Genomic DNA, 13,900 nt, shown 5'->3' with positions numbered 1-13,900 from the left:
TAGGCGCGCTCACGCGGGCGTCGGTCCGGGGGAGAGGGACACGATGCTCGACAGGGGGAGGGTGCGCTCCACGTCGGCGACGCGGTCGCGGGCGCGCAGGCGGCCGCCGGCCACGCTCGCGGGCTCGAGGACGTGTTCCACCTCGCGGCCGTCCGGCATGCGGACGCGGACGCGGAGCACGGCCTTGGCGCGGATCGCGACCTCGAGCTGGCGGGCGGTCCACGCGACGCCGTCGTCGGGGCCGTCGGCGGCGCGGACGCGGGCGACGAGGGCGTCCGCGGCGTCGGGCTCGGGATCCGCGGCGGGGCCGGGCGTATAGGTCGTGCGGGGAGCGAGGGCGATGCGGCGTCCCTCGGCGTCCTCGCGGACGGGGCCGAGGCGCGCGGCCGCGAGGGCGCGTTCGACGGCGTCGGGCGATGCGGGGGACACCAGCACGCCGTCGCCGGCCCGGGTGAGGCGCAGGGGCGCGAGGTCGCGGTCCACCAGCAGCGTGGCGAGGAGCGGCGCCTCCTCGGAGACGACGGCGGTCCGGGCGTCCGGCGCGGCCTCGGCGGGCGCGGCCGGGCGGACGCGGATCCGGCCGAAGCGGGCCGCGGTCTCCGTGAGCAGGTAGTCGAGCGGCTGGGGGACGCCCGTCAGCGAGATGCCGGCGAGGAAGGAGCGGATGCCGTCCGCCGTGTCGCCCGAGGCGAGGGCGCGCGTGACGGATCCGGACGAGATGCGGTAGCTCGCGGCCAGGCCCCGGCCCTCCGCGTCCGCGACGGCCAGCAGGCGCGACTCGACGGCGGGATCCAGCGGGCCGGGCGAGACGACCGACAGGTCGTGCTGCAGGTACACGTGGTCGACCTCGGCCGGGAGGTGCGGCGCGAGGGCGGCGGCCGCGGCATCGGCGCCGGACGTGAGGAGCGCCCGGCCGGCGGAGCTCGGCACGTCGCCCGTGGTGATGCCGAGGAGGCCCGCGTCACGCGTGAAGACCGCGACGCGCTCGCCGATCCACGCGGATCCGCCGGGGAAGCGCCAGAGGACGCCGTCGAGGAGGCCGGCGCCCCACGACGCGTCGGCGCGCTCGGCGAGGATCGCCCGGGTGGCGGGGGCGAGCGCGTCCAGCCACGAGGCGGCCAGCGCCTCCCAGCGCTCGGCGGTCGGGCGTGCGGACCAGTCCGCGGACGCCGACGCGGCCGACCACGTGCGCCCGGCCTGCGTGACGAGGCCGGCGCGTGCGGCGATGGAGAGGACGACCGGCACGTCGTCGAGGTCGGCGCCGAGCGCGGCCGCCAGCCGGCGCGCGTCGGGGAGGGACATGCCGCCGCGGCTCAGCTCGCGGGCCGGATCCCGCGTCAGCTCGTCGAGCAGGGCGGCGACGGCGAGCACGGAGCGGAAGGCGCTCTCGCCCGCGCGCCGGTCGACCTCGTCCGGGTCGACGCGGGGCACGGCGGCGAGGGGCGCGGGAGGATCCAGGCGGGCGAGCTCGTCGGTGCCGGGCCGGCCGTCCGCGGGCCACGTCGCCAGGGCGGCGGCGACCTCGGGGTGCGTCGTGATCCCGGCCTCGTCGAGGTCGGCGAGCAGCGTGGCCGCGGCCCGCGCCGCGGCGTCCGCGAGCTCGTCCGGGTCGCGCGGGTCCTCGCCCGACCGGCGGGCGACGGCGTCGCGGACGGCCCGGAGCGGGATCGGGCGCGCGGTGGCGCCCTCCTCCACGGCGACCGCGAGCACGGCCAGGGCGGTGCGGTCGAGCTGCTCGAGGGCCCGTGCCACCGCGTCCGGTGCGAGGAGCGCGTCCGCCAGGTCGAAGAGGTCGGCGATGCGCGGGGAGTCGACGCCGCGGTCACGCACGAGGGCGGCGAGCGACCCGTCGTCCAGCGCGCGCAGGCGGGACGCGAGCACGAGGGCGTCGGTCATGGTCGTCCCGCTAGCGGGACGGGCCGTCCATGCGACGACGGCGACGGACGCTGATGATCAGGATCGCGATGAAGAGGAGCGCCGCGATGGGGATGCCGACGGCCGGGAGCAGCAGGATGACCTGCCACAGCGGCGTGCTGTACTGCGACGCGTCGACCGCGATGAGGGGCGCCAGCAGGATCGCGAGGATGCTCAGGACGGCGACCAGCAGGATCCCGGCGAGCATGTACGCGAGGATGCGCTCGGCCCGTCCCTCGCTCGGTGCGGTCTCGGATGCCATCCGCCCAGACTACGCGGTGGCACGCGCCCGGGCGCGTCGCACGGGACGCTCCGCACGACGGCCCTCCCCGCCGCCCCGGGCCGCACGGGGTCCCGGCGAATAGACTGAACCGCCCACCAGCACATCGAGCCCCTCCCGGGGCGAGGGAAGAGGATCGCATGCCCACCGGCAAGGTGAAGTTCTACGACGAGGACAAGGGGTTCGGGTTCATCAGCTCGGACGACGGCCAGGAGGTCTTCCTGCACGCGTCGGCCCTGCCCTCGGGCGTCGCCGGCGTGAAGGCCGGCACGCGGCTCGAGTTCGGGATCGCGGACGGCAAGCGCGGCGCGCAGGCCCTCTCGGCGCGGATCCTCGACGCCCCGCCCTCGCTCGTCCGCATGTCCCGCAAGCCCGCCGACGACATGGCCGTCATCGTCGAGGACCTCGTGAAGGTGCTCGACGGGATCGGCACCAACCTCAAGCGCGGCCGGTACCCGGACGACGCCCACAGCCGGAAGATCGCGGCGCTCCTGCGCCGGGTCGCGGAGGAGCTCGATGCCTGAGCACGATGACGACATGACCACGACGGACGAGATCGGCGCCCAGGCGACGACCGCGGACGCGACGGCCGCGGACGCCGTGACCGCTCCGGAGCCGGCTGCCGCCGCGGAGCCGACCGCCGAGCCCGCCGTCCCCGACGCCGAGCTGCTCGCGGCCGTGGACCTCGCGCGCGCCGCGCTGCTCGAGATCACGCCGGCCGACACGGTCGGGGAGCCCGCCGGGTCCATCGTGGAGGGCGACCGCCTGCTGTCGCTCCTCTTCGCGAACACGATGCCGGGCTACCCCGGCTGGTTCTGGACGGTGACGCTCGCCCGCGTCGACGACGCCGCCCCGACCGTGCTCGAGGCGGAGCTCATGCCCGGCGAGGGTGCGCTGCTCTCGCCCGAGTGGCTGCCCTGGTCCGACCGGCTCGCCGGCATCGAGGCCGACCAGGAGGCGGAGCGGATCGCGGCGGAGTCCGACGACGAGGACGAGGACGAGGACGAGGACGACGACGAGGACGACGACGAGGACGACCCCGCGGAGGACCCGGACGACGTCCTCGACGGCGTCGACTTCGAGGCCGCGCCGTCCGACGATGACGATGACGACGACGACGACGACGACGACACGAGCTTCGACGGCGCCGATCGCTGATCCGCGCGGCGCATGACGACGGCGGCGGCCCCCGAGGGGACCGCCGCCGTCGTCGTCTCCGGGGAGGAGGGGATCAGCCCGCGCCCTGCTCCACCACGAACTCGATGCAGCGCACGAGGGCCCGCACGTCGTCCGGCTCGATGGCCGTGAAGGTCGCGACGCGGAGCTGGTTGCGCCCGAGCTTCCGGTAGGGCTCCGTGTCGACCACGCCGTTGGCGCGGAGCGTCTTCGCGACGGCGGCCGCGTCGATCGAGTCGTCGAAGTCCATCGTGACCACGACCTGCGAGCGGTGCGCCGGATCCGTCACGAACGGCCGCGCGTACTCCACCCGCTCCGCCCACTCGTAGAGGACGGAGGACGACTCGCGCGTGCGGGCGTCGGCCCAGGCGAGGCCGCCGGCCCGCTCGATCCAGTCGAGCTGGTCCTCGAGCATGAGGAGCGTCGCGAGGGCCGGGGTGTTCAGCGTCTGGTTCAGCCGCGAGTTGTCGACGGCGTTCTTGAGGCTGAGGAACTCGGGGATCCACCGGCCGGACGCCGCGATGCGGTCGACCCGCTCGAGGGCGGCCGGGGAGAACAAGGCGAGCCAGACGCCGCCGTCGCTCGCGAGGTTCTTCTGCGGCGCGAAGTAGTAGACGTCGGCCTCGGCCGCCGCGAAGTCGATGCCGCCGGCCGCGCTCGTGGCGTCGACGACCGTGAGGGCTCCCGCGTCGCCGTGCACGCGCGTGACGGGGGCCATGACGCCGGTGGAGGTCTCGTTGTGCGGCCACGCGTAGACGTCGACGCCCTCGACGGGGTTCGCGGCGGCGCGGCTGCCGGGCTCGGCGCGGATCACGTCCGGCGCCTCGAGGAAGGGCGCCGCGGCGGCCTTCGCGAACTTGCCGCCGAACTCGCCGAAGACGAGGTTCTGGCTGCGGCGCTCGATGAGGGAGAAGGCCGCGGCATCCCAGAAGGCGGTGGATCCGCCGTTGCCCAGCACGACCTCGTAGCCGTCGGGGAGGCGGAACAGGCGCGAGAGGCCGTCGCGCACGCGGCCGACCATGTCCTTGACGGGCGCCTGGCGGTGGGACGTGCCGAGGATCTGCGCGCCCGCGAGCGCGAGGTGGTCGAGCTGCGCCTGACGCACCTTGGACGGCCCGCAGCCGAATCGTCCGTCGAGGGGCAGCAGTTCGGTGGGGATCATCGTGGTCGGCATGCGGCAATGGTAGGGGACCGTCCGCGGCCGCCCCGGGCCCGTCCCGCACCTCGCGCCGGTCATCCCGCACCCGGGGAAGTAGGCTGGTCGCTGGCGCAAGGGAGGCCCGATGACTGATCTCGTGGACACGACGGAGATGTACCTCCGCACCATCCTCGACCTCGAGGAGGAGGCCATCGTGCCCCTGCGCGCGCGCATCTCGGAGCGCCTCGGTCACTCCGGACCCACGGTCTCGCAGACCGTCGCCCGCATGGAGCGCGACGGGCTGGTCATCGTCAGCGGCGACCGTCACCTCGAGCTCACCCCCGAGGGGCGCAGCAAGGCCGTCCACGTGATGCGCAAGCACCGCCTGGCCGAGCGCCTGCTCAGCGACGTGATCGGGCTCGAGTGGGAGTTCGTGCACGATGAGGCCTGTCGCTGGGAGCACGTCATGAGCGAGCAGGTGGAGCGCAAGATCCTCGACCTCCTCGGCCATCCGACGGAGTCCCCGTACGGCAACCCGATCCCGGGGCTCGATGAGCTGGGCGACTCGCCCGCCGTCGCCTTCATGGCCGGCGTGGTGAGCATCGTCGAGGCGTCGCTCGGCACGACGGAGGACGCCCCCGCCCGCGGCGTGATCCGCCGCCTGGGTGAGCCCGTGCAGTTCGACCCCGAGCTCCTCTCGCAGCTCAAGCAGGCCGGCGTGCTGCCGGGCGCCACCGGATCCTTCTCGCGCGAGGGCGTGTACGTGCTCGTCCGCGTGGACGGCGCCGGGCCCGGGCTCGAGCTCCCGCTCGAGGTCGCGGGCCACATCTTCATCGAGCGCTGACGCCGACGCGCGTCGGCTGCTGCGGTGGGCGGATCCACAGGACCACCCCCGGACTGGGCACACGCCGTCGGCACGCCGCTCCCACCGGGGGTTCTGCGCCGCATCCGTCGCGAGGATGACGCCTGCCGTTATGGATTCGTTAGAAATATGGTCCCTCAGGATGACAAACGGGAGCCCGTCCCTTACTCTCGAACAGGCCCGACCGACCACCACAGAGGTTCCGGGCCCGATGCAGGGCGTCTCGACACCCGTCCCCTGCGTGTGTACCCCTCGACGACCTTGGAGGGACGGGGCGCCAGCATGTCCGGCGTCGAGACGCAGGAGGTTGACAACTTGGCCCATGGTGACATCAGCGGTTCCGTCGGGAACCCGTCCGACCCGACTCGACCGCCCGCACCCGGGATGGATCGCCTGCCCACTCGTCGCGAGCTCCGCGCCGCCGAGAGCGCGAAGGCCGTCCGCCCCCGTCGCGACTCCGCGACCCGCACGCTCGAGGCCCCCGCGCCCCGCCTGACCCCGGCCCCCGCCGGGCGCTCGCGCCGCACCAAGGCCGCCAACGCGGTCGTCATGACGTTCGTCACCGGCCTCGTCGGGGTCATGGCCATCCCCGCCTACGCGGCGGGTTCGCAGCTCGAGCACACCAAGAGCGCCGACGGCGTCTCGCTCCAGGACTACTCGGCGGCGAACGCCCAGGTCGTCACGGCCGACAACGCGTCGTCCGCGCCGGTCGAGGAGGGCTTCACGGCCACCTCGGTCGCCGAGCTCAGCGCGCAGAAGGCCGCCGCCGCGCGGGCCGCGCTCGCCGAGCAGCGCCGCACGCAGCTGGCCTCGACGGCCACGAGCTACACCGGTGCCTCGGCCTCGCAGATCGCCCAGAACCCGGTCTACCCGGGCACGTCGGCCTCCGGCGTCGCCGCGGTCGCTCGCCAGTACCTCGGCGTCCCCTACGTCTTCGGCGGCAACACCCCCGCCGGCTTCGACTGCTCCGGCCTCGTCCAGTACGTGTTCGCGCAGTTCGGCCTGAACCTGCCCCACTCGGTGCGTGCGCAGGGCGCCGCCGGCGTCACGGTCCCCGCGTCCGAGGCGCGCGCCGGCGACATCGTGGTCTGGAACGACGGCAGCCACGACGGCATCTACACGGGCAACGGCATCATGATCGATGCGCCCAAGCCCGGCGACCACGTCAAGGAGCGCCCGGTCTGGAGCTCCAACGTGCACTACGTCCGCCTCCTGGGCTGACCCGCGCACCGACCTCCGGAGGCCGGCGGCACGCATCCACGAGATGCGCCGCCGGCCTCCGTCGTTCCCCGGGACAAACGGGGGTCGCTGGGCTACCCTGTGCGGTGAGACGTCCCTCGACCCGCCCGGGAGCCCCGATGACCACCGCACGCGACATCCGCACCATGGATGCGCACGTGCGCCATGGCCATCGGCACCATCCCCGGGTGGGCATCCACCTGGTCCACCCGAGCGGTCACCCGCTCTCCTAGAAGGCATCGCCGTTGACTCGGCGGTGCCTTCATGTGTTCCCGGGGGCGGGGGCGACTCGTTCGGATGCCTGGAAGCCGTCCAGGCCGGTCTGAGAGGGATGTCGTGCGCACACTGGTACTCAACGCGGGCTTCGAGCCGCTCGCCGTCGTGTCGTTCAAGCGGGCCCTGGTGCTCGTGCTGAGCGGCAAGGCCACCATGCTCGCCCAGGACGAGGAGCACCCGATCCTCGGGAGCGGCGGGGCCTGGGGGCGCCCGTCCGTGATCCTCCTCACGCGGTACGTGCGGATCCCGCACGCGCGTCGGGTGCCGGTCTCGCGCCGCGGGGTCCTCCGGCGGGACGGGGGCCGGTGCGCGTACTGCGCGCGGAACGCGACCACCATCGACCACGTGCTCCCGCGATCGCGTGGCGGGAAGGACACGTGGGAGAACCTCGTGGCGTGCTGCCTGTCGTGCAACAACCGCAAGAGCGACCGCACGCCCGAGGAGATGGGGTGGACGCTGCGCACGTCGCCGCGGGCGCCGCAGGGCAGCGGCTGGGTCGTCAGCGGGATGGAGCGGCCCGCGCCCGGCTGGGACGAGTTCCTGGCCCCTGCCGCCTGACCGTCGCGCGGCCGTGCCCACGCGGCCGGGTCGCGGGGGGACCCTCCGTAGGCTGAGGGGATGACCGACGACGCTCGCGCCTCCGACATGCCCGACGACCCGTTCCTCTGGTTGGAGGAGATCCACGGCGACCGCGCCCTCGCGTGGGTGCGCGCGGAGAACGAGCGGACGCTCGGGCGGTCCCCCGAGGGGTCGCGCGCCGGGCTCACGCGCGAGCTGCTCGAGGTGCTGGAGTCGGACGAGCGGATCCCGTACGTGACGCGGCACGGCGAGCACCTCTACAACCTCTGGCGCGACGCCGAGCACGTGCAGGGCCTCTGGCGCCGGACGACGCTCGACGAGTACGAGGCGCCCGCCCCCGAGTGGGAGGTCCTGCTCGACCTCGACGCGCTGGGCGCGGCCGAGGGGATCCCGTGGCAGTTCTCGCGCGCGCAGCTGCTGTCGCCCGAGCGCGACCGGGCGCTCGTGTCGCTCTCGCCCGACGGCGGCGACGCGGTGGCGGTCCGCGAGCTCGACCTCGCGACCGGACGCTTCGTCGAGGGCGGCTTCGAGGTGCCCGCGGCGAAGACGATGGTGTCGTGGATCGACCGGGACACGGTGTTCGTGGGCACCGACTTCGGGCCCGGCAGCCTCACCGAGAGCTCGTACGCGCGGACCGCGCGGCGCTGGAGCCGCGGGCAGGCGCTGGCGGACGCGCCCGAGGTGCACGCGGTCGCCGCGACCGACATGCTCGTCCACGTCACGCACGACCCGACGCCGGGGTACGAGCGGGACGTCGTGCGCGAGGTGCCCGACTTCTTCACGTCGCGCACGCTGCTGCTGACGGACGCGGGCACGGTGCCCGTCGACGTGCCCGAGGACGTGGACGTCGACCTGCACCGCGAGTGGCTCGTGCTGCGTCCGCGCACCGACACGGAGATCGGCGGCGTCGTGCACGCGGGCGGCTCGCTGCTGGCGGCGCGACTCGACGACTTCCTCGCGGGATCGCGCGAGCTCGCGGTGCTGTTCGCGCCGACGTCGTCGCGCAGCCTCGAGGACTGGGCGTGGACGGCGGGGCACCTGGTGCTGACGCTGCTCGAGGACGTGGCCAGCCGGATCCGCGTGCTCACGCCGCCGACCGCCGCCGGTCCCGCGGGCTGGCACGAGGAGGACGTGCGCGTGGGCACGCCGCTCGCGTCCGTGTCGGTGGTCGCGACCGACCGCGAGACCGACGAGTACTGGCTGGCGGTGACCGGGTTCCTCACGCCGCCGACGCTCCTGCACGGGACCGTGGGGGAGGGCGCGCCGCGGCCCGTCAAGGAGCAGCCGGCGTCGTTCGACGCCCGGGGGCTCGAGGTGCAGCAGCACTTCGCCGTCTCCGACGACGGCACGCGCGTGCCCTACTTCCAGGTGGGACCGCGCGACCTGCCGCTCGACGGATCCGCGCCCACGCTGCTGTCCGGCTACGGCGGCTTCGAGAACAGCCTGCTGCCGTCGTACAGCGGCGTCCGGGGGCGCGGCTGGCTGGCGCGCGGCGGCGTGTACGTGCTCGCCAACATCCGCGGTGGCGGCGAGTACGGGCCGGCGTGGCACCGGGCGGCGCTGCGGCAGGACCGGCATCGCGCGTACGAGGACTTCGCGGCCGTCGCGCGCGACCTCGTGACCCGCGGCGTGACCGTGCCCGCACGCCTCGGCTGCGAGGGCCGCAGCAACGGCGGCCTGCTGGTCGGCAACATGCTCACGACCTACCCGGAGCTGTTCGGCGCCGTGGTCTGCGGCGTGCCGCTGCTCGACATGCGGCGGTACACGCGGCTGTCGGCGGGGGCGTCGTGGGTCGCCGAGTACGGGGATCCGGACGTGCCGGAGGACTGGGACTTCATCCGCTCCTTCTCGCCGTACCACAACGTCCGCGCGGGGGTCGCGTACCCGCCCACGCTCGTCTACGCGGCGACGAGCGACGACCGGGTCGGCCCGGTGCAGGCGCGGAAGATGGTGGCGCTGCTGCACGAGACCGGGGTCGAGGACGCCTGGTACTTCGAGAACACGGCGGGCGGGCACGGCGGATCCGCGGACAATCCGGCGACCGCGCGGCTGCAGTCGCTGATCCACGCGTTCCTGTGGGAGCGGCTCGGGGGCGTGCGCGCGGGCGCCTGACGGGCGCCTGACGCGGCGGGCCGGCTGGCGGGACGCGGGAGTGCCGGCCGTCCCGCCGTCAGCCGACGCGGCGGCCCGCGACGGAGCCGGAGCGCGACCGAAGCCCGGACACGAGGTCGGTGAGCATCGCGGTCGGCTCCAGGCCCACCTCGCGGTCGAGGCGCGCGCGGTAGACGGCGTAGGCGCGCAGGGCGTCCGACTGGTTGCCGGCGGCCACGTGCACGGCGATGAGGCGGCGCTGCGCGGTCTCGCGGAGCGGATCCACGTCGATCGCCCGGCGCGCGGCCGACGCCGCCTCGTGCAGGCGCGCACGGCGGAGGAGCGCGTCGGACTGCGCCTCGAGCGCGTTCACACGCAAGTGGCGCCACTCCTCGGCCGCGGGCTCCAGCCAGCCGTCGAACCAGTCGGGCAGGAGGTCCTGGCTGAAGAGCTCGACGGCCTCCGGCGCGAGGTCCGCGTCGTCCGGATCCGTCTGCCGCTGGTCGAGCAGGCGGGCCGCGATGGCGCGGGCCGTCCGCAGGTCGACGGCGACCGCCTCGTGCAGCACGAGCCCGCTGGACGCGCTGTCGACGATCTCCCGGCCGCCGTCGCCGAGGCGGGCGATGGCGGACCGGAGGCTGGACTGCGCCCGGCCGTCGAGCGCCTCGGGCCAGAGCTGGGACGCGAGCGTGCCGCGGTCGGCGGGGCGCGTGCGGATGGCGAGGGCGGCGATGAGGCGCCGGGTGCCGTCGGAGAGGGCGGCGCCGCCGGGATCGCGACCGGGGGACGCGGATGCCGGATCGGCGCCCAGGCCCGCGATGCGGAAGCCGCCGAGCACGTCGACGCGGATCACCCGCGTGCTCCGGAGGAGAGCGGACGGCGGGCGCAGGACGCCTCGAGGGCGGTCGCGTGGCGCGCGGAACAGGGGGCCCTGCCATGCGCCTGCTGATGCATCCGGCACCTCCGTGGCCACACCGTATCCGCTCGGAGCCGAAAGCCCACCATGGGGGTGCTTTTGGGGCCACGCGCGACGGATCCCCCACCGGGCGTCCGGTGGGGGATCCGTCAGGGATCGCGCGGGTCCGCTAGCGCTCGGCGGACCTGCGGCGGGCGTGGATCCCGAGTCCCAGGGCGCCGATGACCAGCGCGGCGAGGCCCCAGCCGATCGTCGGCGTCGGGTCGTATCCGGTGACCGGGAGGGAGCCGCCCGGCGTGGTGCCGCCCGGGATGACGGGCGTCACGGGGGTGCGCGAGGGCGTCGGGGTGCCGGCGCTCGGCGTGGGCGTGCCCGCGGACGGCGTCGGCGTGCCGACCGACGGCGTGGGGGTCGGCGCGGTCGCGGTGGGCGTCGGGGCCGTCGCGGTGGGCGTCGGCGCGGTCGGGGTCGGCGTGGGCGTGGGCGCGGTGGCCGTCGGCGTGGGGACCGTGGGGGTGGGGATCGGGACCGTGGCGGTCGGCGTCGGCGCGGTGGGCGTCGGAGTCGGTGCCGTCGGGGTGGGCGTCGGGGCCGTCGGCGTCGGGGTGGGCGCCGTCGGGGTCGGTGTGGGAGCCGTCGGCGTCGGGGTCGGTGCCGTCGGGGTGGGCGTCGGTGCGGTCGGCGTGGGGGTGGGCGTCGGGACCGTGGGGGTGGGCACGGGCGTCGTCGGCTCCGTCGTGGGCGTCACGGTCGGCGTCGCCGTGGGGGTGGCGGTGGGCGTCGCCGTGGGCGTCGCCGTCGGCTCGACCACCGCGGTCACGAAGTTGCTGATGTCCGTGCTGCAGGTGACCGTCGCGCCGCCGCCGTTGCCGGAGCCGTTGCACTGGTCCACCGAGACGAGCAGCGCGGAGGTGACGGTGGAGGTCGGGACCGTGCAGGTCACGCGACCCGCGGCGCCGCCGCCGTTGCCGGAGCCGTTGCACTGGGTGACGTCGGCTCCCGTGGTGTTGGAGACGGGCGAGCACGCCGTGCCGCCCGCGGCGCCGTCGGTCGCGGAGCCGATGCACTGGTTGACCGTGGCGGGCGTCGTGGTGCTCTCGCCGACGATGTTGTTGGTGATGTCCACGGTGCAGATGACGTTGCTGCCGCCGCCGTTCGCGACGCCGTTGCACTGGTCGACCGAGGTGATGATGATCCCGTCGCGCTGCGAGACGGTGGTGGTGCAGAGGGGGGCCGCTCCCGCGGCGCCGGCGCATACCCGGGTGGTGACCGTCGAGGATCCGGTCTGGGTCGCGACGTTCAATTCGTTGACGACCGTCACGTCGCATTCGACCTGGTCGCCGCCGCCGTTGGGGGTGTCATTGCACTGCGTCGTGGTCGTCGGGGATACGGCGGCGGACGCGGACTGGATCTGACCGGTCATGCCGACGACGGCGACGAGCGCGATGAGCGCTGCGCCCGCGGACGCCATGAACCGCGCGCGGAGGCGACGACGGGGGCGGGGGGCGGGAATGGCCCTCCCGGGTGATGCGAGGTGTTTCGGCACGGTGCTCCTTCTTCCCGGCCAGAGTGCTCGCGGCGCCGCGACGGACCCGCGACGCGGGCGTGACGGCGGCGTGACGCCCGGCGCGCCGCGTCCCCCGCGCCCCGGCATTCCGGCGCAGGGGAATTCCTTACGGGGTCCCCGCCGGACGGCGAAGAGGGCCGATCCTGTGGCGGATCGGCCCTCTTCGTGGTGCTGCGCGCGGCGCGCGCGTCGTGTCGCCTACTTGTTGGCGCGGTACTCCTCGAGCAGGTCGGCCGAGATGCGGCCGCGCTCGGAGACCTTGTGGCCGTGCTCGCGCAGCCACTCGCGGGCGGCGCCGAGGTCCTCCTTGGGAGCGCTCGAGGACGAGCGGCGCGTGCCGGACGAACGGCCGGTGGAGGCGCGGCCGACGCGACGGGCGCGGTCGACGTAGGTGTCCAGCGCCTCGCGCAGCTTCGCGGCGTTGGCGTCGCTCAGATCGATCTCGTAATTCACGCCGTCGAGCGCGAACGGGACGGTCTCGCCCTTTCCCTCTTCGATGACGACGCCGTCGATGTCGTCGACGAGCGTGGTGACAACCTTGCGAGCCACGTCTGTTCCTCTCATTGCAGATGGTGCATCAGATGATGCGACGATGCCACGATACCCGCTCCGCGACGGAATTCCGACATCCTGCGTGAATCACGTCGGAAATTGCAGGTAATCGACGCCCGCGCCACGCGCCGGATACCGCGTGTCGCCCGACGGATGCGCATTCCCGCATGCGAGGCGCACGATCTCCAACGCGTTTCCGCGGCACGGCTCGAGGCTGGCCATGCATATGGCGGATGAATGCGCGCTGAATCCCTCATATGTGGAAACGAGGCGCGATGTGCGGGGATCCGCACCCCCGCACGCGAGAGGGCCCGCGGAGCGATGCTCCGCGGGCCCTCTCCGGCGCAGGTGCCGGGGATCAGTAGTACTCGCCGTGGCGGTAGTCCCACGACGGGAACGACCGCGCGAGCGCCGACATGATGACGTCGACCGCGAGGCCGCGACGGATGAGCGTGGGGTTCGGCGTGACCGACCGCTCGCCGTGCTGCTCGGGGATGAGCGCGCCCGACGCGTCGACCATGGAGACCATGACGCCCTGCTCGTGGCGGCTCGTCTCGTCGAGGCCCGGCTGGATGGAGGCGACGTAGTCGTCGGCCGCGACGATGACGTCGGCCTGCTGCTCGATGCGCTCGCCGATGCCCTCGACGCGGCCGCGGTTGCCCTTGCCGGACGGGTTGGCGGAGCTCGCGAACGCGAGGCGCCCGCTCGCCCACAGGTGCTCGGCGAGCTGCTCGGCGGGGCGGCCGAAGCGGATCACGAAGCAGCTCGTGCCGCGGCGGTCCATCGCGAGCTGGGCAGCGGTCTCGTCGGGCAGGAGGTGCTTCGCGTCCTCGCGCCAGGGGAGGATGCAGCCGAGCAGCACGTCGGCGTCCCAGTGCTCCTGGTAGAAGGCGAGGATCTCGTCGTTCAGCACGGCGAGCTGCTTCAGCTGCTCGATGCTCGTGCAGAGCACCACGCCCGGCTTGTCGCGGTTGCGCTGCTTCGCGTCGAATTTGCGCTCGAGGCCGGCGCCGTCCGTGGTCATGAGGATGTAGCCGACCTTGGTGGCGGCGACCACGAGGCCGCCGGGCGCCTCGACGGCCGCGGCGGCGCGCGGGTCGAGCGTTCCGTCCCAGGGGATCGTGCGGGTGGTGTCGGTCATGGGGGCATGCCTCTCGTGCGAGTCGGATCGGAGCCGCCGGGGCGCACCTGCGTCGGGCCGGGGTGCGCCGCACCGCGCGTGCGGCGGGAGAGCGGTGGGATCGACGGTAGGCGCGGCGGCGCGGCGGGGCGGGCGAGCGTCCACAGGGCGACCGGGCACCGCCCCGGAC

General features: G+C 74.4%; 13 protein-coding genes. 6 read left to right on the top strand and 7 right to left on the bottom strand.

What is annotated here, in order from left to right; genetic code table 11:
* Nucleotides 1-9: 9 nt before the first annotated feature.
* Together ACMT9T_RS15255 and ACMT9T_RS15250 are read right to left on the bottom strand one after the other, a co-directional pair.
* Nucleotides 10-1,896 carry a helicase-associated domain-containing protein gene (locus ACMT9T_RS15255; protein WP_414746344.1) on the bottom strand — a complete coding sequence of 629 codons (1,887 nt, stop codon included), beginning with the start codon at nucleotides 1,894-1,896 and terminating at the stop codon, nucleotides 10-12.
* Between the two features lie 10 nt (nucleotides 1,897-1,906).
* Entirely contained in the window at nucleotides 1,907-2,176 is a 270-nt protein-coding gene (locus ACMT9T_RS15250; protein WP_414746343.1) for a hypothetical protein, read from the bottom strand.
* A gap of 158 nt (nucleotides 2,177-2,334) precedes the next feature.
* On the opposite strand from ACMT9T_RS15250, the gene ACMT9T_RS15245 reads away from it, so the two are divergent.
* Together ACMT9T_RS15245 and ACMT9T_RS15240 are read left to right on the top strand one after the other, a co-directional pair.
* Nucleotides 2,335-2,718, top strand: coding sequence for a cold-shock protein (locus ACMT9T_RS15245; protein WP_086517722.1), 384 nt, complete (start codon nucleotides 2,335-2,337; stop codon nucleotides 2,716-2,718).
* Nucleotides 2,711-3,352 carry a DUF3027 domain-containing protein gene (locus ACMT9T_RS15240; RefSeq protein ID WP_414746342.1) on the top strand — a complete coding sequence of 214 codons (642 nt, stop codon included), beginning with the start codon at nucleotides 2,711-2,713 and terminating at the stop codon, nucleotides 3,350-3,352. The genes ACMT9T_RS15245 and ACMT9T_RS15240 overlap by 8 nt, the downstream gene beginning before the upstream one ends.
* Nucleotides 3,353-3,425: 73 nt before the next feature.
* Here ACMT9T_RS15240 and serC read toward each other — a convergent pair whose 3' ends face one another.
* Nucleotides 3,426-4,544 (bottom strand): phosphoserine transaminase, encoded by a 1,119-nt coding sequence (gene serC / locus ACMT9T_RS15235; protein WP_414746341.1) that lies wholly within the window; start codon nucleotides 4,542-4,544, stop codon nucleotides 3,426-3,428.
* 109 nt (nucleotides 4,545-4,653) lie between these two features.
* Here serC and ACMT9T_RS15230 point away from each other — a divergent pair, with 109 nt between their 5' ends.
* From ACMT9T_RS15230 to ACMT9T_RS15215, 4 genes are all read left to right on the top strand, one after another.
* Complete coding sequence (locus ACMT9T_RS15230) at nucleotides 4,654-5,352, top strand: iron-dependent transcriptional repressor DtxR (protein ID WP_414746340.1); 699 nt, start codon at nucleotides 4,654-4,656, stop codon at nucleotides 5,350-5,352.
* A 402-nt stretch (nucleotides 5,353-5,754) separates the two neighbouring features.
* Complete coding sequence (locus tag ACMT9T_RS15225; RefSeq protein ID WP_414746339.1) at nucleotides 5,755-6,591, top strand: C40 family peptidase; 837 nt, start codon at nucleotides 5,755-5,757, stop codon at nucleotides 6,589-6,591.
* Between the two features lie 354 nt (nucleotides 6,592-6,945).
* Nucleotides 6,946-7,443: an HNH endonuclease gene (locus tag ACMT9T_RS15220; RefSeq protein WP_053775155.1), complete on the top strand. Its 498-nt coding sequence runs from the start codon at nucleotides 6,946-6,948 to the stop codon at nucleotides 7,441-7,443.
* Nucleotides 7,444-7,503: 60 nt separating this feature from the next.
* Entirely contained in the window at nucleotides 7,504-9,576 is a 2,073-nt protein-coding gene (locus ACMT9T_RS15215) for a prolyl oligopeptidase family serine peptidase (RefSeq protein WP_414746338.1), read from the top strand.
* A 58-nt stretch (nucleotides 9,577-9,634) separates the two neighbouring features.
* Here the strand turns inward: ACMT9T_RS15215 and ACMT9T_RS15210 are convergent, their stop codons facing one another.
* The 4 genes from ACMT9T_RS15210 to ACMT9T_RS15195 all read right to left on the bottom strand — a co-directional run bounded on the left by ACMT9T_RS15210 (nucleotide 9,635) and on the right by ACMT9T_RS15195 (nucleotide 13,731).
* On the bottom strand, nucleotides 9,635-10,408 hold the full coding sequence (locus tag ACMT9T_RS15210) for an AfsR/SARP family transcriptional regulator (protein WP_414746337.1): 774 nt from the start codon (nucleotides 10,406-10,408) through the stop codon (nucleotides 9,635-9,637).
* Nucleotides 10,409-10,640: 232 nt separating this feature from the next.
* Entirely contained in the window at nucleotides 10,641-11,942 is a 1,302-nt protein-coding gene (locus ACMT9T_RS15205; protein ID WP_414746336.1) for a hypothetical protein, read from the bottom strand.
* 294 nt (nucleotides 11,943-12,236) lie between these two features.
* The gene (locus tag ACMT9T_RS15200; protein ID WP_043673582.1) at nucleotides 12,237-12,587 is read right to left on the bottom strand and encodes a histone-like nucleoid-structuring protein Lsr2; all 351 of its coding nucleotides are present in this window, start codon (nucleotides 12,585-12,587) and stop codon (nucleotides 12,237-12,239) included.
* A gap of 361 nt (nucleotides 12,588-12,948) precedes the next feature.
* Entirely contained in the window at nucleotides 12,949-13,731 is a 783-nt protein-coding gene (locus ACMT9T_RS15195) for an L-threonylcarbamoyladenylate synthase (protein WP_414746335.1), read from the bottom strand.
* Nucleotides 13,732-13,900: the final 169 nt, after the last annotated feature.

Source organism: Clavibacter vidaverae, assembly GCF_047529985.1.
Classification (GTDB): domain Bacteria; phylum Actinomycetota; class Actinomycetes; order Actinomycetales; family Microbacteriaceae; genus Clavibacter; species Clavibacter nebraskensis_A.
This window is presented reverse-complemented; position numbering and strand designations above follow the sequence as displayed.